The 21557-nt window shown below is 33.8% G+C and carries 15 protein-coding genes and 1 pseudogene; 7 read left to right on the plus strand and 9 right to left on the minus strand.

Annotation, left to right across the window (positions count from 1 at the left end):
- Positions 1–14 precede the first annotated feature (14 nt).
- Entirely contained in the window at positions 15–812 is a 798-nt protein-coding gene (locus STK_RS13640; protein WP_010980565.1) for a DMT family transporter, read from the plus strand.
- A 4-nt stretch (positions 813–816) separates the two neighbouring features.
- Here STK_RS13640 and STK_RS13645 read toward each other — a convergent pair whose 3' ends face one another.
- Positions 817–2322: an APC family permease gene (locus tag STK_RS13645; RefSeq protein ID WP_010980566.1), complete on the minus strand. Its 1506-nt coding sequence runs from the start codon at positions 2320–2322 to the stop codon at positions 817–819.
- 144 nt (positions 2323–2466) lie between these two features.
- Here STK_RS13645 and cutA point away from each other — a divergent pair, with 144 nt between their 5' ends.
- The 3 genes from cutA (at position 2467) to STK_RS13660 (ending at position 6838) form a co-directional block, all read left to right on the plus strand.
- Positions 2467–4659, plus strand: coding sequence for a glyceraldehyde dehydrogenase subunit alpha (gene cutA, locus STK_RS13650; protein WP_010980567.1), 2193 nt, complete (start codon positions 2467–2469; stop codon positions 4657–4659).
- 91 nt (positions 4660–4750) lie between these two features.
- Complete coding sequence (locus STK_RS13655) at positions 4751–5980, plus strand: NAD(P)/FAD-dependent oxidoreductase (protein WP_010980568.1); 1230 nt, start codon at positions 4751–4753, stop codon at positions 5978–5980.
- 3 nt (positions 5981–5983) lie between these two features.
- A complete protein-coding gene (locus tag STK_RS13660) occupies positions 5984–6838 on the plus strand; it encodes a DUF1641 domain-containing protein (protein WP_010980570.1) in 855 nt (284 codons plus the stop codon).
- A gap of 291 nt (positions 6839–7129) precedes the next feature.
- Here the strand turns inward: STK_RS13660 and STK_RS13665 are convergent, their stop codons facing one another.
- The 5 genes from STK_RS13665 to STK_RS13680 all read right to left on the minus strand — a co-directional run bounded on the left by STK_RS13665 (position 7130) and on the right by STK_RS13680 (position 12831).
- Positions 7130–7774 carry a hypothetical protein gene (locus tag STK_RS13665; RefSeq protein ID WP_010980571.1) on the minus strand — a complete coding sequence of 215 codons (645 nt, stop codon included), beginning with the start codon at positions 7772–7774 and terminating at the stop codon, positions 7130–7132.
- Between the two features lie 286 nt (positions 7775–8060).
- Complete coding sequence (locus STK_RS13670) at positions 8061–8936, minus strand: aldo/keto reductase (protein ID WP_052846809.1); 876 nt, start codon at positions 8934–8936, stop codon at positions 8061–8063.
- 453 nt (positions 8937–9389) lie between these two features.
- Positions 9390–11447, minus strand: a complete 2058-nt coding sequence (locus STK_RS13675; RefSeq protein WP_010980573.1) for a xanthine dehydrogenase family protein molybdopterin-binding subunit — start codon at positions 11445–11447, stop codon at positions 9390–9392.
- A 329-nt stretch (positions 11448–11776) separates the two neighbouring features.
- Positions 11777–11974: a hypothetical protein gene (locus STK_RS15945; protein ID WP_338055461.1), complete on the minus strand. Its 198-nt coding sequence runs from the start codon at positions 11972–11974 to the stop codon at positions 11777–11779.
- 38 nt (positions 11975–12012) lie between these two features.
- On the minus strand, positions 12013–12831 hold the full coding sequence (locus tag STK_RS13680) for an AAA family ATPase (protein WP_232616493.1): 819 nt from the start codon (positions 12829–12831) through the stop codon (positions 12013–12015).
- Between the two features lie 727 nt (positions 12832–13558).
- On the opposite strand from STK_RS13680, the gene STK_RS13685 reads away from it, so the two are divergent.
- A complete protein-coding gene (locus STK_RS13685) occupies positions 13559–17425 on the plus strand; it encodes a protease pro-enzyme activation domain-containing protein (protein WP_010980576.1) in 3867 nt (1288 codons plus the stop codon).
- A gap of 340 nt (positions 17426–17765) precedes the next feature.
- Here the strand turns inward: STK_RS13685 and STK_RS13690 are convergent, their stop codons facing one another.
- The 3 genes from STK_RS13690 to STK_RS13700 form a co-directional block, all read right to left on the minus strand.
- The gene (locus STK_RS13690) at positions 17766–18143 is read right to left on the minus strand and encodes a nucleotidyltransferase domain-containing protein (protein ID WP_052846810.1); all 378 of its coding nucleotides are present in this window, start codon (positions 18141–18143) and stop codon (positions 17766–17768) included.
- Entirely contained in the window at positions 18098–18517 is a 420-nt protein-coding gene (locus STK_RS13695; protein ID WP_010980577.1) for a HEPN domain-containing protein, read from the minus strand. Before STK_RS13695 ends, STK_RS13690 begins: the two co-directional genes overlap by 46 nt.
- 325 nt (positions 18518–18842) lie before the next feature.
- On the minus strand, positions 18843–19418 hold the full coding sequence (locus STK_RS13700; protein ID WP_010980578.1) for a DedA family protein: 576 nt from the start codon (positions 19416–19418) through the stop codon (positions 18843–18845).
- Between the two features lie 225 nt (positions 19419–19643).
- Between STK_RS13700 and STK_RS13705 the strand changes: the two genes are divergently transcribed.
- Positions 19644–20252 (plus strand): IS607 family transposase, encoded by a 609-nt coding sequence (locus tag STK_RS13705; RefSeq protein WP_010980579.1) that lies wholly within the window; start codon positions 19644–19646, stop codon positions 20250–20252.
- Positions 20236–21506 (plus strand): annotated as a pseudogene (locus STK_RS15950) (IS200/IS605 family accessory protein TnpB-related protein). The gene STK_RS13705 and the pseudogene STK_RS15950 overlap by 17 nt, the downstream one beginning before the upstream one ends.
- Positions 21507–21557 lie beyond the last annotated feature (51 nt).

The raw sequence follows: 21557 nt of genomic DNA on the forward strand, positions 1-21557 counted from the left end.
CTTAAAATACCTAAATGAACAAATATTATGTTCTTTTGATCGCAGGAGGAATTACTTTTGGCACTGCATCAATCTTTATTAAACTTTCTAACATGACTCCTGGGGCATTAGCATTTTTTAGATTCTTTATTGTTGGTCTCATATTCTCTCTTGTATCTAGAGTAAATTTCAGAAAGATCTTAAAATATTCTCCATTTGGGTTTCTCTTGGCATTACATATGATAACATTTATTATCAGCGTCTATACTACAACAATAATTGATGCTACAGTACTAGTCTCTACGTCACCTTTCTTTGTAATTTTATTATCTAGATTCACAAAATTCAAAAATACAATTAAGGACATTGTGGGAAGTGTAATAGGTTTTATGGGTGTAGCATTGATAAACTATCCTCTAGTATTAGGATATCTGGTAGGTAATATAATAGCTATCTTCTCTGCATTTTTAATTGCACTGTACACGGCTCTTCTTAGCAGAGTTGAGGAAGATTCAATCTCGCTTACATCAGCAATATACTTATCTTCATCAATTTTCACATTTCCACTATTTATAGTTCAGGGTTTTGGAAAAATTGATTTGACATCAGTTCTCTCGTTACTGGGTTTAATCTTTCTACCAACATTAATAGGACATACATCAGTTATAGTCGCATCTGGAAAAGTTAAACCTCAACACATAGAGATAATAGGATTATTAGAGCCAGTAACTGCTTCAATACTAGCCGTATTTATTTTTCATCAAATTCCCACAGCCTTTCAAGTAATGGGTTCAGCCCTAATACTTTTCTCTGTAGTATATATAATGACTTAAAAAATTACTCTGGAGGAATTTCTTTATAAATCATGTTAAGATCTACTCCTCTCTTCTTATTATAAACGTAGGACGCTATAAACACTGCAGTAGAAAAGACTAATGTTCCTATCACGAAAGCCAAAGTTATTGGGTTTGGTGCACCGTTACTATTTACGAAACCAAAATCTGGGTTAGTGGCTGAGACATAAGTCAGATACGAGAAATAACCTGCAGTGATAACCCCAATAGGTATTAACTTAATCACATTATTTTTAATCCCGTGAACAATACCGGCAATGCTAACTACTAAGAAATATAAAGCTCCTAGGACGGTAGCACCATATAAAGCTAATGCATTTTGTGACCCTATAAATACAATAACCCCTAAGAAAAATCCAGTAGCAAATAGATCAAGCAAGTGGGTGAAAATGGGGCTGCCGTTTTTAGTTACGTTCGTTAGTATTGACGGAAGAACTCTATCAAAAGCCATTGCAAATATGTATCTTGAGAAAACTATTGCACCATATGCCAATATGAATACTTCCCAAGCAATTAGACCAATCCCAATTATCCATTGTAAGACCTCATTACTTGCAAGACCTATTGCGGCAGTCCAAAAAGTGAAGATAAAACCATTATTAATATACTGAGCAGTTACAAAATTATAACCACCAGCATAATACATTACACCATAACCAGCAATTACTATTATGAACGTTAAAATAAGACTTATAAATACGTTATACTTTAGCGAATTTTTACCCTTAATTTCTGCTGCAATAGCTGGACCAGCTTGCATCCACGGAAATGTATACAAAGCTAAGAATGGTAACATAAATAGTGTTGCAGCCCAACTAAAAGAGGGTCCAGAATACGACGCAACACTTCCACCTAACGCTGAAATAATCTCACTGCTTCTTGTCACAAAATCACTTGTATTAGCTAAAATTATACCCATTGCGATAATAGTTGTTGAGAGTGAAACAATTCCTAAGATAGATATTAGCGAATATCCCCACTTTGCTCTTACTATATTAATAGCTATAATTATAGCGAATATTACAAAACCTAAAATAAATGAGTAGATTGGTTGAGTTAATATGTTACCCATATTTACAAGTCCGTGATTTGAATTTAATGTTCCAATCTCACTAAATACTGTCTGAATTGCTGATGAAGCGAAAAATGCTGTTAAAGCGAAATAGGCTAATGACTCAATCATTAGTGATAATGCCATTACTGTACCTATACCACCATTAAGTATTCTAGAAATCCAAACATAATCTCCGCCAGTTCTTGGAATTTTAGTTACAAAATAGGTGTAAATATAAGCTTGTGGTAAGGCGAATAAAAATCCTATTAAAGTAGCTATAAGTAAATTAGAACCGGGTTGAACATAAGGAGTGATTGAAGTGAATAACGCCAAACCTGCTGACATATTTCCTATGTTTAACATGATAACGTCGAGGAAGTTTACTTGTTTAATTAGCCCCGAGCTCTCTCTTATGAATAGATGTGATTTTTCCATAAATCTCCGTTTTTGCTAATCTCTCCCATAAGTTTAAAAATTTTACTTATCTGTTTAAACGTGTTACGGAATCTTATCCTTTTTCATTTACTTGACTAAGTAAAAAGGCAAAATTTTTATGTAATGTATGATTTTTCATAAAATGTGTACGTGGGTCAACGCGTTAAAAGGAAGGAAGACCTTAAATTAATAACTGGATCTGGTAGATATATTGATGATATAGAAATTCCTGGAAATCTTTATATAGCAATTTTAAGAAGTAGTGTTGCCCATGCAAAATTAAAGAAAATAGAGTATAGTGACGTATTAAAATTGAACGGTGTTTATGGAGTAATAACCGGTTTAACAATTCCAGTTGAGAATAGACCAAGAAACTTTCCAATGGCAAAAGACGAAATCTTGTATATGGGACAACCTATAGCTGCCGTTCTGGCTAAAGATAGGTACGTTGCGGTTGATGCTCTCGATTATATTTCATATGATTATGAAGAATTGCCAGCCGTTATAGACCCAGAAGAAGCTATAAATAGTAAGGTAAAAGCTATAGAGGATTACGATAATATAATTTATAAGAAGACTTATTCTGGTGGAAATGCCGAAGAAGCTTATGAAAAATCTGACGTAAAAATTGAGGAGAAATTAGTAATTTCAAGGGTTTACGCCGCACCGATGGAACCTAGAGGGTTAGTAGTAGATTATCAACAAGATAGATTAACAGTATATGCCTCTACACAATCTCCACACTATATGAGATCTTTCTTGCTTTCAGCATTCGGAGATAAGGTAAATGATATTAGAGTGATTCAAGCAGATGTTGGAGGTGCTTTTGGTTCAAAACTATTCCCATATCCAGAAGATTATATAGCTGTATTCGCCGCGTTAACTTATAAAAGACCAGTTAAGCTAGTAAATACTAGAAGAGATGACTTATTTTCAACTTATCATTCGAGAGGTCAAATTCACAAGGTTAAGGTTGGTGCTTCTAAGGATGGTAAAATAAATTCCATATTAGATGATTTAATCATTGACCTTGGTGCTGCTTGGCATGGTACATACTTAGCTGATATTCCAGCAACTCTAATTACCGGTCCTTATGACATTAAGAATGCTAAAGTTAATGTATTTGGTGTTTTAACAAACAAAACCCCTCTTGACCAATACAGAGGTGCTGGAAGACCTGAAGCAGCATTTGTTTATGAGAGGATAATGGATATTGTTGCTGATGAACTAAAGATTGATCCAATTGAATTGAGGAGAAAGAATATAATTCAATCGACACCTTACAAGAACGTCATGGGTTTAACATACGATAGCGGCGATTATAATGCTTTACTTACTAAGGCTGAAAGTTACTATAGGGAAATGGAGCAAAGAGCGGAAGAATTAAGAAGACAAGGAAAGAGAGTTGGTGTTGGTCTTTCATTTTATATTGAGCAAAATAACTTCGGCCCTTGGGAAAGTGCATCAGTTAGACTTCTTTCCAATGGGAAAGTTGAGGTTGTGATAGGTGCTGCACCTCATGGTCAAGGCACAGCGACTGGAATAGCTCAAATAGTTGCTGATGAATTAGAAATTAGTATTGACGATGTTGAAGTCACATGGGGTGACACCGATAAGATATCCAATGCGTTTGGAACTTATGGTAGTAGAAGCCTAACATTAGCTGGAAATGCTGCACTTCTTGCAAGTAGAAAATTAAAAGAAAATATAATGAAGTTAGCTGCACAATTCATGAAGAGTGATGTTGAAGAACTGCAATATAAAGATGGTAAAGTATTTAATCCTAAGACTGGTAAATCAATGACACTGAAAGAAATAGCTATAAAAGTTACAAGCAATCTAGGTGGAGTTTGGAGGTATAAAGCAGAACCTACATTAGAGGCTACGGCATCTTTTGGGTTTGATAATTATACCTTCCCCTATGGTTCACATATAGCTATGGTTGAAGTTACTGATGAAGGAGTAGTTAAAGTTCTAGATTATGTTGCTATAGATGATATTGGTGTCGTTGTTAATCCAATGTTAGCTGAAGGTCAAGTACACGGTGGAGTAATTCAAGGATTTGGAGAAACCTTGCTAGAGCAAATTGTTTATGATAATAACGGTAATTTATTAACATCGACGTTTGCAGATTATCTAATTCCCTCAGCCGTTGAATCGTTTAACATGAAATGGTTCTACACAGAAATTGGTAAATCTAACGCGCCATTACCAGCAAAAGGAATAGGTGAAGGTGCTACAATTGGTGCACCACCAGCGTTAATTAGAGCTATAGAAAGGGCAATAGGTAAAAGATTAACTGCCTTACCGGTAAAAATGGAAGAATTAAGTAAATAATGTCTTTTTACTGGTTAAATAATCTTCTTTGAGAATAACTTAAAAAATTTTATTACATAAATTTAAAAGTAATGAAATCGCACTATTATTTATGCCAAAAGTTTTAGTTTTAGGTGCAAGGTTTGGAGGTTTAACAGCAGCATATACATTAAAAAGATTAGTTGGAAAGGCTGCAGACATTAAAGTAATAAATAATAGTAGATTTACTTATTTTAGACCAGCATTACCTCACGTATCAGTTAACTACATGGACGTTGAACAACTAAAAATTGATTTAGCACAAGCATTACCAGAAAAGGGTATTCAATTTCAAGAAGGCACTGTACTTAAGATAGACGCTAAAAATAATAAAGTAGTCTATAGAAAACCTGATGGTTCAGAGACAGAAGAAGAATACGACTATGTTATTGTTGCCATAGGTGCACATTTAGCTACTGAATTGGTTAAAGGTTGGGATCAATATGGTTATAGTGTATGTGAGCCAGAATATGCTGTAAAAACGAGGGAGAGATTAATGAACTGGCAAGGTGGTAATATAGCAATAGGATCTGGATTCTTTTATCAGGGACACAATCCAGCTCCAAATGTTCCAAAGAACTTTGTCCCTAACGCAGATGCAGCGTGTGAAGGACCAGTATTTGAAATGAGTCTAATGTTGTCTGGGTATTTTAAGAAGAAAGGAGTATGGAATAAGACTAAAATTACTGTATTCTCTCCAGGTGAATACTTATCAGACCTATCACCAGCATCAAGAAAGACCGTAGCTGAAATTTACAAGAGTATGGGTATTGAACTAGTTCACAATTTCAAGATTAAGGAGATTAGAGAGCATGAAATTGTAAGTGAGGACGGAAAGACAATTCCTTCTGACTTAACGATATTAATTCCGCCATATACTGGAAATCCAGCACTAAAGAATTCAACTCCAGATCTAGTCGATGATGGCGGTTTCATACCTACAGATTTAAACATGGTCTCTATTAAATACGATAATGTATATGCAGTTGGTGATGCCAACTCCTTAACAGTTCCAAAGCTAGGTTACTTAGCAGTTCAAACTGGAAGAATCGCTGCACAACATCTAGCTAGGAGATTAGGGTTCAACGTAAAGATTGACAAATATTATCCAACAATTGTATGTGTAGCAGATAACCCATATGAAAACTTTGCTATTGCAGTTAAAGATGATACATGGTATGGTGGAAGTGTAAGTGAAGCAATACCTTCAACTGCAAACCACTTAAAGAAGGAATTATTCACAAAATACTTCCTATGGACTAAAGGAGATATGGCATTGGAGAAGTTCTTAGCGAGCTGGTGAAGAATGGAGGAGTTACAGCTTGATAAACTTTTATCAGAAGAAAACTTATCAACACTAAATAAATTACTTTCAATTTTTTCTGAGGCAGAAAACAAATACGGTTTACTTTCATTAGTTGAAGGTGCTGTTAGTGATGAAGAATTAATTGGAAAAGTACTAAATAGTGTAGTTACTGATACTACCCTAAATCTATTGCAAAAGTGGAATAACATAACTAAAATGCTAGAAACTTTGAGTGATGAAGAGACTTTAGGGACTCTTTTACAAACACTTGATTTAATGAAACTCCTTAACAAGAGTGGAATATTAGATCCTATAAAAGGCATTTTACAAGATGAAGATACACTAGGTAAAGTAATGTCAGCATTAGTTAATGATGACACTCTTAATTTACTTAGTAATTGGAATAATATATTAAAACTTCTCGAGGTAGTTTCTAGGGAAGATGTAGTTAATAATATAAGTGAACTAATGGGCTTATATAACAAGTTAAAGTCTCTTGGATTAATAGACGTTTTAAAGGGAATTACAGAAGATGAAGATACTATTGGTAAAGTAATGAATGGAATAATTAACGATTTCACAATGAACCTATTAGCCCATTGGAATGAGATTGTTAATGATTTGAGTAAATTCGACTTAACCAACTTTAAGTATTATACTCTACTAATTAATGAAACTGGTGAAGCATTAAAAGAAGAGAAAATAGAAAAGATTACGCATTGGTGGCAACTTTTAGGACTATTAAAGGACCCAGAAATTCAAGTAGGTTTAGGAGTTGTAATTGCAGTATTAAGGCATATAGGAAAATACCATATGAAATATATTGTTCAAAACGGCACTACCACTACTTCATAACATTTTTTATAATAAGTTTAAAGTAATATAAACCTAGTTAAAAAGTTATAGTGTCGTTATTGGAATATAAATTATTAAATAGTGTTTTTCTTCTAAGAGAATAAATATTAGATCTGCATATAACTATATAACTAAAATTTATAGAAATATAAATAGCTCAATGACCATAATAGGTAAAAAGTAATGATTTCGTAGTTTTGTGGTTTTAATTATATTTAATCGTTATATTACCTTCTAACTGTTTTATACCGCAATCATATTAAAAAGAGCTTCAGAAATTTCATCTAAAAATTAGGGCTGAGGTCTACCTTCTATATCTATTACATAATTTCCTTTCCTAGCTCTTACGAAGAATATCTGACCATTAACACTATTTACCTCTATCTGGTAACCATTCTGAATTAGAATATTCACTAATTGCATTTGTTCTGAAAGTCCTCCTTGCGTTGTAGGAAATTGAGGTGAAGAATGATACATTGAAGGCTGAAGTGGTTGTTGAGGTGTGAATTGTTGAGGCATATTATATTGCATAGGACGCGGAAGCTGTTGTTGTAATGAAGGCGGATTCTGTATTTGTGGTGATGGAGTTGGTTGAATAGTCATCGCAGAAGAGGTTTGTATGGCAGATGTTGTTGATCCGGGAGATACTTGCACTTGATTTATTAACGACTCTGCTATGCTCATCAATTCCCATTCCAGTCTGCCGTGAGTTATTAACTTTACTACATTCCAATCGCTAAATACTTCTACCTCTCCATGCTCCTCGCCCCTCCTAACAAAGATCTTAAAACCGTTATCTGTAGGTTCATCTCTATGTATTTCAAAACCGCTATTTTGTAACTCGTTTAATAACTTGTCATGTATGGTATTTATATCTACGTTATTTATCTGAAAAATCTTTTCCATTTTTGATCTTAAATCTTTACTCTCAATCATTATTAAATCTTTCTATAATTATAAAAAAGTTGAATTAATTATGAAATTAATTAAAATAAAAATAATGGTGAATCTATTTCCTTAAACCGTTTGTCCCTACACCTTCATTTCACTCATGATTGAGTATAGTGAATTAACCCTTAACCACCTTGTGAGTGGGTCACGGTACTCCTTAGAGCCCAACAGCACAAGGCTCACATTTCCGCTATTTTCACCCTTCTAAGCAGTATGTTTAACATAAGAAATCAGCTTCTAATAAGTAGAATCACGTCTTATAGCAGTTTAACTATTTCCATGGTCGCATTGACTTTAATGTACTAATAAACTTATCTAGAAGATAATTTCTTTCTCTGAAGTGAGTATCTATTGCTTTCCAATCTTCTTCAGATAGCCTCCAGCCCATTACACCTGCGTTTTCTTCCACATGATTTATTTTAGATGCTTTTACTATAGGTACTAGATTATTATGCGAGATGTACCAGTTTAATGCTACTTGAGTTGCTGTTTTATTATATTTCCTACCTATATTAGCTAGGAATTCGTTTTTGGATAATATTCCGTTTTCTAGTGGAGTATAAGCCATGTACATTAAACCGTTTCTCTCTGCATAACCTAAAACACTTTCTTCATCTTTTCTGTATAATAGACTGTAATGATTTTGAATTGCAACCAACTCATATTTACTTAAACACTGTCTAGCGTTTTCTATTCCTTTTACATCAAAATTACTTAAACCAAAAAATCTTATTATACCATCATCAACTAACTTTTCGAAAGCCTTCATGGTTTGGCATATAGGGACTCTTGATGGAGCGTGTAATAAGTAAAGATCTATATATGTTCCTAACCTTTTAGAGCTGTTATTAGCGGATTTTAAGACATTATCATAATCAGCACGGCTAGGCCATACTTTAGAGACTATAAATAGTTGCTCTCTATCAAAGCTTTTTATTGCTTGGCCAACAAGTTCCTCAGCGTGACCGTTACCGTACATTTCTGCTGTATCAATTAAAGTTATACCTAACTCTATTGCCCTTTTTATAGCACTTACCCATTCATTATCTCTATCATGAGAAGCATACCAGTAACCCCCACCAATTCTCCATGTTCCAAAAGCTATTGATGAAACTGTAAAATATTTAAATTTCTTCACATCATACATTAATAAATATATTATAGAATGGATATAAAAATCATAGTTTATAAAATTTGATCCCATATAATTGCTCCTAAGAAATTATGTAACTATTTTAAGATATTGAATCCCTCAAGTTAGTGCTTTGGCATTAAATGTCACTCTTGCCCTCATTGAATGGAGTAAAATGTAATTATGTTGCTTACCTTAAACTATGGATTAGAAATGCCGCTTAGCACGAAGTTTTCTCTCAACTTATCAATGTGTAATTTTTCCATAACTTACGTTTTTACCAAAATTAGTGAAGTGTATTACTTTGCATAAGTTAAGGAATTTCTGGAGAATGTAAAATAAAATTTAGCTTAAAAGAGAACTTGAAATCCAATAATTGATTATACTTTATATTATAAATAAGGTAATATAATCTATAAATTAATTTTAATGTGTAATAATATATTCTGAAGTATGAAAATAGAAATTTTATACAATAATCCATGGGTCGATTGGTGTTATGTTAAACTTTTTCTTAGCTGCTTTTTCAAAGGCTATGAATACTGCTGGTAAGGCTCCAGTAGTTCCAGCTTCACCTACTCCTCTACTTCCAGATAATAGTTGAGAAGGATATTCTACGTATTCTTGACTTATATTTAGTGGTGCTTCAAGAGAAGTAGGTACTCCACAATCTGCTATCGAAGCACATAATGGAATTCCTCGTTCATCATATCTCATTGCTTCAATTACAACTTGGGAAGCTCCTTGTAAAATTCCTCCAATAATCTGCCCTTCAATTTCTTCTTTATTAAGAACTTTACCCACATCATCTACTGCGTAATAATCTATAATTTTAGCGAAGCCTGTCTCCTTATCTAAGTCTACAACTGCTACATGAGCACCTGGTGCGAAAATATCATCAGCTTTGTAAAATACCTCAGCACTTACTCCTTCATACTTTATTAAATCTTCTCCATTCAGCGAATCTTTACCTAGTTTTTTCAATAATTCTTTAGAAGCAGCAATTACTGCTGACCCTCCTATTGTTCCCGCTCTAGAGCCAAAACTCCCTATACCTTCTTTTACGGTTTCAGTACTTCCCGTAACTACTTCTATCATACTCTCATCAATCCCTAAAGCCTGCGAAGCTAATTTTTTAAACGTACTACTATAAGCTTGACCATGAGGACCTAAGCCTAAACTGAAGTACACTTTCCCGTTCTTAATTTCAACTTTAGCTCCCTCACCCGGTGATGTTCTTACTATTTCGGTAAATACTACTAATGATATTCCTTTATCCTTGTATACTTCTTTTGCTTTCCTATAATATTTTTCTGCTTTGTCTAAAACTTCATGATATCCTGCAGGATCTAATCTACTACCTAAAGGTGTTAGATAACCGTTATCATCTATAAGGTTCTTCCTCCTTATTTCTACGGGATCCATTCCTAATTCTTCAGCCAAATCCTCAACCAGTGTTTCGTGAATTAACGCTGCTTCTGGTCTTCCAGCTCCTCTATAGAATCCCATAGGTGGTGTGTTAGTAAATACCGACATAGCTCTGATCGAGGCAAACTTTAATTTATAAGGACCATTAGATAACCTTGCTACAAACAATGATGTAAAGAAATTTAAACCGTAATCGTAGGCACCTATGTTAGCTATTATTGTTCCTTCCATACCTAATATTTCTCCATCTTTAGTAGCATATAACTTCATGTCAGAAACTTCTCCTCTACCTAGTGATTGAGTATTTACTAACATTTCACTTCTGGTCTCAATCCATTTAATAGGTCTACCTAATTTTAACGAAGCTATTGCAGCTAATACATATTCTGGGTAACCTCCACTTTTATTACCAAATCCGCCTCCTACATTAGGTGGAGAGTAAACTCTAATTTTCTCTGGAGGTATACCTAAGACTTCCCTTAAATCATTTCTTACTCCAAAAGGAGCTTGTGTAGAAACATATACGTTTAATACATCATTATCCCACCAACAGATTATTCCTTTAGGTTCCATTGGATTTGAAACAATTCTATGTTGTTTTATTTTTCTTCTGACTACTACATCTGCCCTATTCTTAAGGGATAAATCTCCTCCTTCTAGTAGCTGATCTATTGAAATATTACTCTTTAATCCTGGATGTATAGGTTCTTCTTTTAATGATTCCTCTACGTCCACTACTGGTTTAAGTTCTTCGTAATCTATCGAAACTTCTTCTGCTACATCCTCTGTTTCATATCTGTCCTCAACAACAAATGCTAAAACTGGTTGTCCGACAAAGTTGACTCTTCCATCAGCTAATACTGGCATTCTAGCTACTTGTGAAGTTCTAGCTAGATCTGGAAATAGCCTCGCGGGCATATAGGTTTTAACGTCATCCCATGTTAAGGTTAATAACGCATGTTGTGGCTTAGATATACTTTTTATTATACCCCTAGCTATTGGCGATCTAACAACGTGAAGATATGCAACGTTTTTTGGATTAATATCATCTATATAAGTGGATTTACCAGTTATTATTGGTAAATGCTCTTGAAGCATAAAAGTTAGTATGCAAACGAATTAAAAAGTCTTCTTCACAAAAAGTTAATCTTGAGTTAATAGAGTCTGAAGATTAAGTATTTTTAATAGGTTATAAATTCCTCCTACGGTTGAAACTTAAGATTGTTATAGTCATAGCATATGGTGTCTCTTATATGAAGCTAATTTTTCCAAAGTAGAGGTTTAGTACTCTATTAAATGATATTCGCTATAAGAAAATAATTTATACAGAACTATCTACACAATCATACAATATTAAAGAAATTAAAACTAACTTTAAATATGAGTATGTATTAGCAGTTATACTCTAACATCTAAAGTTAGTTCCATTAACATCTTAAATCAGAGATTTCTCCCAATAATTTGTCTGCAATTATATACTCTTTATCCTCCTTAATCAAGAAGGAGTATTCTAATAAATTATTCACGATGTCCCTCACTGTTCCGTCATTTATTTCCCTACCTTCTAAAGCTTCCAGAGAGTTTTTAATATCCTTCCACCTACATCCTTCCTTACATGTTTCTATGACCTTTAAATACCTTCTTTTATCTCTTCCTCCCTCTTTTAGGAAATTACAAAACTCTCTAGAAAGGAGTTTTTAGCGTACTTTTTGGTATTGACTATTGCCTTCTCCTCATCTTTAATTTTTATATAAACGTAACCAAAATAAGTTAGCCATCCAGGATTTCCTCCTAGAATGTCGTACACCCTCTCTTTACCGTCGAAATTTATTCCTTGTTCTCTAAATCCTTCCTCCAAAAATCTTATAGCAGTTTCCTTATCAAAAGGTTTTATATTAATTTCTATGCTAACTCTTCCGAAAAGTGGTGATTCTTCATCTTGCAGTTTTAAAAATTTATCTTTTACTCTTACTTCAGACCCGGTTATTATGAAGTTGAGTTTCTTTAAATTATCAAAAGCATAGGCTATTGAATAGAGGACGTTATAGCCTTTAAGCTTTATCAATTCTTGTGCTTCATCAATTACTATATGTACTGTTTTACCTTTTTCTTCACCCCAATCATTTAGAGAGGAAAAGATATCTGAAAGCTCCACTTTATCTCTTCCCCAACTAAAATTTACCGAAATCCCCATAATTTGTACTCCTCGTATCTGGAGATGTGATATGAGATCTCTATTTTTCTTTATAATTCTATTTATCTCCTTTTCCAATACTTGAATAAAATCCTTATACACGATATATTCCTTATTTTCAAATCTCCTCATATCAAGGAAAATATAAGTAGCTTTCTCCTCATTTAAAACAGATCTAACTAAAGATGTTTTCCCGGTTCTCCTTAATCCCATTATAACAATTAAAGGAGAGTCTAGTGAATTTTTAAGTAATGAGATTTCATTTTCTCTGTCAAAGATATCTTTCAAATTATCTTTAGGTCTAGGATCAAATAACGTTTTACTTACCCCCTAGCAAGTAACTTACCACCTCCCAAGTTTATAAATATTTCTCTAATGCAGGAGGACAGTGTATCAGAAATCTTAACGCTTATAACGTTAAGAACTTACTTTTTTATACAATTAGTTAAATTTTCCCGTAATGCTAAAAATATAATAAAAAGACTTCTAGTTATAGTCTATGGGATTAGTATAGTCTTTTTCATATTAGTTGCGAAGGTAAAAACACTTTAGCCTTGACATAAGGTTTCGGAAGGAAGTCAAATATTTGGTCACTAAATTATACTCTTAATCTACAAATGTCATTTTTCCCGTCGAATTTACTATAAAAAACACTATAATTTTCCTTATATAATTTTTGCTATTAATCTACAGATCTTCTTTATAATTCTAAATTCAAATTGGAATAAAGAGTGATAACTATTTTATAATCTAGTATAATCTGGCTAATCATGTAGGTTAAGGAAGATACTAAGTCTGCGTTTTCTCTTTTCTGCATCATTTTCTAGATGTTAAATCCTATCTAATGAAATTTTAACATATTAGTATAGTAATTTTAGGGCTACAATTCTACTTTACTAAATTAGAAGAAGTAGTTAAACTTAAAGAAAGTTACTTAATATTTTGTTTTTGCTAACATTGGGTATAAAATCGCTATTATGGAAAAATTTATAAAGGTGAAAGTATATTACTAAGCATGCAAAATAAGGCGTTATTTCTATCCTTCTTTTTCATACTATCAATTCTAACTCCACTATTAACAGTAGCACAAACACAGTATATTCCTCCAACTCAATTAAATGGCTTTCATAAAATAGGTAGTTTACCTAGTAATGAAAAAGTAATATTTACAGTATATATTCCCCTTAAGAACTTAGGGCTTTTATATTACTACGCTTATGCTGTTTCAAACCCCTCATCGACACTATATCATCACTTCTTAAATAAGACACAGATCGAAAAATTATTTTATCCTACAACAGAATATGAACATGTTTTACAATATCTAAAGGAGAATGGTTTTAATATACTATTTACCGCTTCAGATTCAATAATTGTAGCTGAAGGAAGTGTAGCTCAAATTGAAAACACACTTGGTGTAAATTATGCAGTATATTCTAACGGTTCACTTACATATTATACCGTTTATGGAGTTCCTAAACTACCAGTATATGTAGTATCTAATAATTTAACCACTATATTCTTTAATCATCCTACAACTTTAATAACTCAGAAAAGCCTAGAAAAATTTTATCAAACTGTTAATCAAACATTTTCAATTGAAGCATACTGGCCAACAGCATTACAAAAAGTATATAACTTAACTTTCTTGTTTAATAATGGATATAAGGGACAAAACTACACTATTGGAATTTTGGACTTTTATGGTGATCCTTACATAGCACAGCAATTAGCATATTTCGACGAAATAACCGGATTACCAAATCCACCAAATTTCACAATAGTTCCCATTGGTCCTTATAATCCAAACCTCGGAATATTAACTGGTTGGGCTGGAGAAATTAGTTTAGATGTTGAAATTGCACACACAATGGCTCCTGAAGCAAATATAACCTTGTATATTGCCAATCCCAATTTACCTTTATCTGCAGTAATTTCCTATATAGTTTCACAAGATAAAGTTGATGTACTTTCTCAAAGCTTTAGTATACCAGAATCGTCATTCTCCTCATTCAATGGTGAACTATTTTACTCATGTGTAGTCTTAACTGATGAGTATTATGCTATGGGTGTTACAGAAGGGATAACATTCTTAGCAAGTAGTGGTGATGCTGGAGGAAGTGGTTATAGTAATGGACCTATTGGAACAGTGGGGTATCCTTCAGTATCTCCTTATGTAATAGCAGTAGGAGGTACAACAACATATATACAGTTCCCTAATGGTTCATATTATCAAACAGCATGGTCAAATTACGGATTCGTTCCAAACTTTATAAATTACGGTGGTTCTACGGGTGGAATAAGTATTGTTGAGCCTAAACCCTGGTATCAATCTAGCTTATCTACACCAGTAACATATCCAAACGGAAGAGAAACTCCAGATGTTTCCGCAAATGCTGATGTATTTCCGGGAATTTACATTGTATGCCCCGGAAATGTAACTGCAATAACTGGTGGAACCAGTGAAGCTTCACCATTAACTGCTGGGGCTTTAGTCACTGTAATGAGCTATCTCAACAAAAAATTAGGTTTAATTACTCCAACACTTTATATGATTGCTGAAAATTCTTCCTTATACAATAAAGTGTTCTATCCAATAACTTTTGGTTACAACATACCATGGACTACAAACTACGGTTACAACTTAGTCACAGGTTGGGGAACAATAAACTTCGGTGAATTGGCAACTACTTTACAAACACTTAAACCATCGCCAAGCTTATCGATAGTCGTTAACGTTTATAATACTACTGGTGAAACTCCAGAAGAGTTCTTCCCTGGAGAAGAGATGTTGATTACTGCAAATATTACTTATAGTGGTGTTTCAGTGAGTTCCGGTACATTCTTTGCTACTATAGAATCTGTATATGGTAATACAACAACTGTTGAATTAGCATATAATCCTACATCAAAAGAGTGGACAGCAACAGTAACTCTACCATCTACTGCTGTTGGAGTTATTTTTGTTTATGTTTACGGCTCATCAGATGGAATTAAAGGATTAGGATATTATGAAACATTCTCTGGATATTATGTACAGTTCCTAAATCCAGTTACTGGTGTGCCTTTTGATAGTAATGTGACTCCAGTGATAGAGACTGAAATATGTAACGTCTATGGAGTTCCGGCACCAACTACTCAGTCTTTTACCCTTACCTTATACAGTTACAATATTACAACAAATTTGTTTGCAGATATAGGCGGAGTAACGTTAACTTATAATCCTCATATAGGAGCCTGGGTGGGAATACTATCATCTTTACCTTCTGGAGTAATCTTGGCTGAAGCTAATGGTGCTTATGGTTTTGATGCCTTTATGAATGGAATATATCTACAAACAATGTTTATATTACCAGATGTAATAGTTGAACCAGGTGCGGTTGGAGGAGGACAAGCTGTAGTTATTGAAGGTCTGCCAGAGCCACCATTATCACTAGCATTAACTAATCCTTTAACTTATAATGATATACTATACGGTTCTAATATAACTGCAAAGTTGATAAGTCCAAGCGGCGAAGTGGTCAGTGAAGCTAGAGTATTATTTAACCCAACAATTGATGCCTACGAAGGTTACTTACCAGTACCTAAAAATGTTCAAGCGGGAGTTTATACGATAATTCTTAATGCGGTTTATAACTCATATACATTAGGAGAATATATAACTGGGCAGTTTTATGGTCAAATATATGTCTCGCCGGCGTATAATGTTCCACAAATAGAAACTGTAAGATATGCTTACGGAGGAGAGACGATTAATATTTACGCTAATATAACATATCCAAACGGAACTGAAGTTAAATTTGGAATGTACTCTGCTGATGTTTATCCAACTATATTATCTGGTGAGTATTCTACTATAAGTAACTTAATTCAAATACCATTATGGTATAATCCCTCACTAGGCTTATGGGTAGGTAATGTAACTTTACCATCATCATACTCTTTAGGTAATCTGACTTACTTTGCTACAACTTACTCTGGAGTACCATTCGATATTCTAGTCACTGGAGTATCCGCCGATGGAATTCCGACAACAACAAATATATCTGCTGAACATACATTCTATGTTTTACCATATACTCAAATTAAAGGAAAAACAATTGACCTTGGACAAACTTATAACGCTTACCTTGTTGATGATACAATAGAAGGAAATGTTACCTTAATGAATGATATACTCTTTAATGATACAATAGAAGGTCATGTAACCATTATAAACTCTAATGTCTCATTAGTTTATGTTAAGGATAGTAGTATAACTATCGTATCCTCCACGGTTAATAGTATATACGCTTATAGCTCTAATGTCTCATTAGTTGAGACTACTGCAGAATTTTTGAACTTAAGTTCAACCAAACTTACTCTAATTAACTCGAAAGTGATCAGTATAACACCCTCATTACCACTTGTAACAATTACATCACCTAAACCAAATTCAAACGTAACCGGTACAATTACAATATCTTACACAATTACTGGATCGGATATATCTGAAGTTGAAATACTGTTAAACGGTCAATTAGTAAAAACATTTGTGCCATCTACATCGCCTATAATAGGCAATTACTCAATAAATACCGCTATGTATCCAGATGGGACCTATAACATTACTGTCGTAGCTGTACAAAATGACGGTCTATCAAACAGTTCATCAGTAATGGTTAATTTCGCAAACCAGTTATCATCACTAAGTACAGCGCTAAGTAATAATGTAAACTCGATTAATTCTCACATATCTTCACTAGGAAATACTTTAAGCAGTGATGTCAGTACACTAAATAATAATATAAGTAGTGCAAAGACTTATGCACTAATCGGTATCGTATTAGCTATAATAGGTATAATAGTTGGTATTGTAGCGTTAGTAATGAGAAGAAGGTAAAATAATTTTCTTTTTTCTTTCTCTTTAAATAAATATTCATGATAGATATATCATAGTAGTCTAAATATTAAACTCTTAATCAAGAAAATTTCGCTTAAAAATAGACATTTAATATTAAGTTTGTTTTTAAATGTTTATTTAAATGTAAAAATAGTAATTAAAAGAATATTTTATATCTATAAAATTCAAGTCTTCTAAAGGAGAATAAAATCATCTGAATTTAAATTCTTTTGAAAATATGTATGTAGTTGTTCTGAAATAGAAATTTGTATTTTAAGTTTGTATAAGCTAGCTATTCATAAAGTCACTAAAGATAAATTTTCAAATCTCCATATATAGTCTATGAAGGGTTAACACATTGTATTGTATTGGCATATTTTTTGCATATATTAAGATCATCTCTTAGCACAATTCCTTTATTTTTAACATCCCAAATTATTGGCTTATTTTTCTTAATCGCCTTATCAAACTCGTTCTCAGTCAGAGGGATAACCTCAAAGCCGGGAGGAAAATCTAATCTTAGTAATCTCTCTAATAGATTTCCTTGAAAATCTCCTATTAGTAACACGTCTATATCACTCCATACATTAAAATCACCCCTGGCATAAGAGCCTATTAAAAATACGGTATATTTACCTTTCAATGAGTTAGCATAACTCCTAACTATTTCTATTACCTTTCTTCTCTCTCTTTCTCTTTTTGAGATAACATCCTCCAAAGTTCCTCTACGTATTTTATTATTTCTTCAGCATATTTTATAGCTTCTTCAGCCTCCTTCTTGGTATAATAGTATGCTGGTGTTTCCTCTTCCCATACATCTGGATATCTGGTTGGAACATACAATTTATCTAAATACTTAGCCTTATCAATGAGATCTTGAGGAGCATTGAGTAAATTTAATAAACTTGATATTGTATGTCCAGTTTTAGGTTGTCCAATACCATAAAAATAAGCTTTAACAGCAAACTCAGCAGCTTGTTGCGATTTAAAACAAGCCCAATTATAGAACCCACCGCTAACATCATGCTTAGCACTTTCTAAGGTAAGCTTAGCTGATTTAAACCATCTATCAAATTCGTTGTAGTCTAACATGATATTGAAATGGGATTATACATTAAATTATTTTTTATCTCTGTATAACTAGTGATAATCATATTAAGAGAGCGAAAAAGCTAATATATGATCTAAGACACAGAAGGAATCAACAAACGGTTAAAGGAAAAGCTTGATCCTTAATAAAAGCAAAAAATACATCGCTATCTGAGATTCATTTTTATGTAGGGAAAGATTAAATACTTATGATAATTTAAGGGTATGATATAAAATCAATTATTTATTTATACAATTATTCTAATTCCATGAGAATTATTACAATTCGTAAAAGAAACCTGACTCACCATAGTTTCTTCTTTTCCCTTTATTTTTTAGCAAATTTTATTATAACATAAATCACTATGAGAATAATTGTTATCCCTATAGCATAAACTCCGAATTTTTCAGCTAAACTTATCACATAATTAATTTCATCCGCGTAATGATAACCTAATATTGATAAAGAGATATCCCATATTAAATGACCTAAGAGTGTAAATATAAAAAATCTTAGCATACTCATTTTTGCTATTCCAGCGGGATAAGAGATTAAGGCCCTAAGCTCTGGGACAAATCTGAACCCAAAAACTGCAAAGTCGCCGTATTTTATAAACCAACTATGTAAAGCATCAATTCTTTTCTCGTTAATTAGTAAGTACTTACCATATTTCTTAAGGAAAGGAAATCCTAAGAAAAACCCAATATAGTACGCTATAATTGATCCTATTAGACTACCTACAGTACCAGAAATTACTCCCATGTATAATGATATGTTCCCTTCATAGGAATAATATCCAACTAAAGGCATTATTACTTCGCTGGGAATTGGTAAACCAATTCCTTCTCCAATCATCAAACCCAGGAGAAGAAGATAACCGCTTAAACCTTGAAATACGTACATCGTAAAACAGTTTATTTACACTCTTAAATATTTTTTCCCAGTATATGGATTATTGAATCTTTCAATTTTCTTAGATGCTATACTTTCTGATAAGTTAAAAGACAAGCTATTTTCTGACACAAGGAAGATGTTTTATTTAATTTAAGAAGCATTATGTGCACTACTTTTAAGAGACTGTAGCATTTTTAAGTAACTTTTAAATACTTTTAATCGCTTCTAATTATTGTGGAGAGATACCTAACTCCCAGTGAGGTTGCCGAAATATTCGGGATGAGCAGGAGTGGCGTGATAAAGTGGATTAGGGAAGGGAAAATAAAGGCCATCGAAATTAACGGTAGGTGGAGGATACCTTACAGCGAAGTAGAGAGGTTATTAAGCGGTGGCGGTAGGCTTAAACAGATCGCAATTTACGCTAGGGTTTCGTCTAATACACAAAAGGACAACCTGGAAAGGCAATTAAACGCGTTGAGGGAATGGGTTAAGAAGAATTACGGCGATGTGAGCGTTGTGGAGATCAAGGACGTAGGGTCTGGACTGAAGGAGGACAGGAGGGGTTTAAAGAAGCTGATCGAGTTGGCTAGGAGGAAGCAAATAGACGCCGTCGTCATAGCTTACAAGGACAGGCTGACGCGTTTCGGTTTCGACTACTTAGTAGAGCTCTTCAAGGCTTATGGGGTTGACGTAGTCGTTACTTTTCAAGAGGAACCAAAGGACTACATGCAGGAGCTGATGGAAGACTTCGTGGAAATAGTCAAGTCATTCGCCTCCAGGATCTACGGTCATAAGTACGAGGAGGTGGTTAAATGTGTTGAAGACGTTGAAAAGGACTGTTAAGCTAGAGAGCGACCCTCTTAACTACTGGAAGCATCATGTGTTAAAGGAGGTTGAGGAATATCAGAAAGTGATCGTTAATGAAATGATTAACATCATACTCTCCGAGGGCTTGCCCACTACAAGGAAGAAGTTACACGAGAGGTTTTACAATTATTATAAGAAGAAATATCCCTTCTTGCCATCTAGGATTATCGAAGGTGCCTATATCATTGCTGGTAGGATAATCAAGAGTTTCAGAAAGAGGAGAAAGAGGGGACTAACGAGGAAGGATAAGCCAGAGTACAGAAGGGTTATGATCTCTATTCCAAACACGATTAATTGGAGGTTTAACAAGATATCCGTCAGCATCTTAACTCATAAGGGTTGGATTGATATTCCCCTCAAGGTAACTAAACAATTTATTAATTACGTGAGTAAAGGCTGGAGGGTTTCACAAGAGCTTAAGCTAAGGCTAGTAGGTAGGAAAGTACTAGTTTTGAGAAGGAGGTTGAGGTGGAGACGAAAGAAGGTAATTACGTTTCTATTGACGTTAATGAGAATAACGCCACCTTAGCAGTTTTTGAGGATTTCAAGCTCAAGGAGATAAGGCGTTATGAGACTGGATTAGGGAGGATTGTCGTTAATTACTCCATAAGAAGGAAAGAAATTACTAAAGGATATTCAACTAAGGACGAGCTAATTAAGAAAAAGCTGAGGAGATTAAGGGAAAGGGAGAGGAAACTTGACGTGCTGAGGAAGACTGTTAAGAGAATTGTAGAGTTAGCTAGGGACTTGAATGCAAGAGTTATTGTTGGCAAGTTTTCTTCAAGGGCTAAGAAGAGGATGGAGGGTGATAAAAGTAGTAAGCTTAGGCATAGGATTCACCAGTGGAGCGTAGTCAAATTTACTGAGATGTTAAAAACTCAGCCGATAGAAGTTACGGAGGTTTCTGAATCTTACACTTCCTCTCTCAATCCGTTCACTGGAGAGAAGTTAAAGAAAAGTAAGCAGCTCATTGAGAGGGTTGTCAAGGTTTTTAACCCCTACCTGATGACGGGCACTGCTCACGAGGGTAGGGTGATTAAAGTTTTCAAGGTGAATGCTAGGTACTTGGAAAGCGGTGAAGTGTTGTTAGAAAGGGATTCTATTGCACCTCTTAATCTCATGAAAAAGGTGGATGGGAGGGTAGTGGTGTTTCCCTCGACCAGCCCCAATGATTTAAGGGTGACTGTGTATGATCCCTTAAGAGGATATGTAACTATTTCACACCGTTAAATTACGTCATTACTACGTTTTTCTCTATATAAGAAATAGCTAAAATGCAAC

Origin of the sequence: Sulfurisphaera tokodaii str. 7, from assembly GCF_000011205.1 — an archaeon.
GTDB lineage: Archaea > Thermoproteota > Thermoprotei_A > Sulfolobales > Sulfolobaceae > Sulfurisphaera > Sulfurisphaera tokodaii.

What these genes read in the sequence shown, in the direction of transcription:
- STK_RS13640 (WP_010980565.1), top strand. Translation starts at nt 15, where the DNA reads ATGAACAAATATTATGTTCTTTTGATCGCAGGAGGAATTACTTTTGGC.
- STK_RS13645 (WP_010980566.1), bottom strand. Translation starts at nt 2,322, where the DNA reads ATGGAAAAATCACATCTATTCATAAGAGAGAGCTCGGGGCTAATTAAA.
- STK_RS13655 (WP_010980568.1), top strand. Translation starts at nt 4,751, where the DNA reads ATGCCAAAAGTTTTAGTTTTAGGTGCAAGGTTTGGAGGTTTAACAGCA.
- STK_RS13660 (WP_010980570.1), top strand. Translation starts at nt 5,984, where the DNA reads ATGGAGGAGTTACAGCTTGATAAACTTTTATCAGAAGAAAACTTATCA.
- STK_RS13665 (WP_010980571.1), bottom strand. Translation starts at nt 7,774, where the DNA reads ATGATTGAGAGTAAAGATTTAAGATCAAAAATGGAAAAGATTTTTCAG.
- STK_RS13670 (WP_052846809.1), bottom strand. Translation starts at nt 8,936, where the DNA reads ATGTATGATGTGAAGAAATTTAAATATTTTACAGTTTCATCAATAGCT.
- STK_RS13675 (WP_010980573.1), bottom strand. Translation starts at nt 11,447, where the DNA reads ATGCTTCAAGAGCATTTACCAATAATAACTGGTAAATCCACTTATATA.
- STK_RS13685 (WP_010980576.1), top strand. Translation starts at nt 13,559, where the DNA reads ATGCAAAATAAGGCGTTATTTCTATCCTTCTTTTTCATACTATCAATT.
- STK_RS13695 (WP_010980577.1), bottom strand. Translation starts at nt 18,517, where the DNA reads ATGTTAGACTACAACGAATTTGATAGATGGTTTAAATCAGCTAAGCTT.
- STK_RS13700 (WP_010980578.1), bottom strand. Translation starts at nt 19,418, where the DNA reads ATGTACGTATTTCAAGGTTTAAGCGGTTATCTTCTTCTCCTGGGTTTG.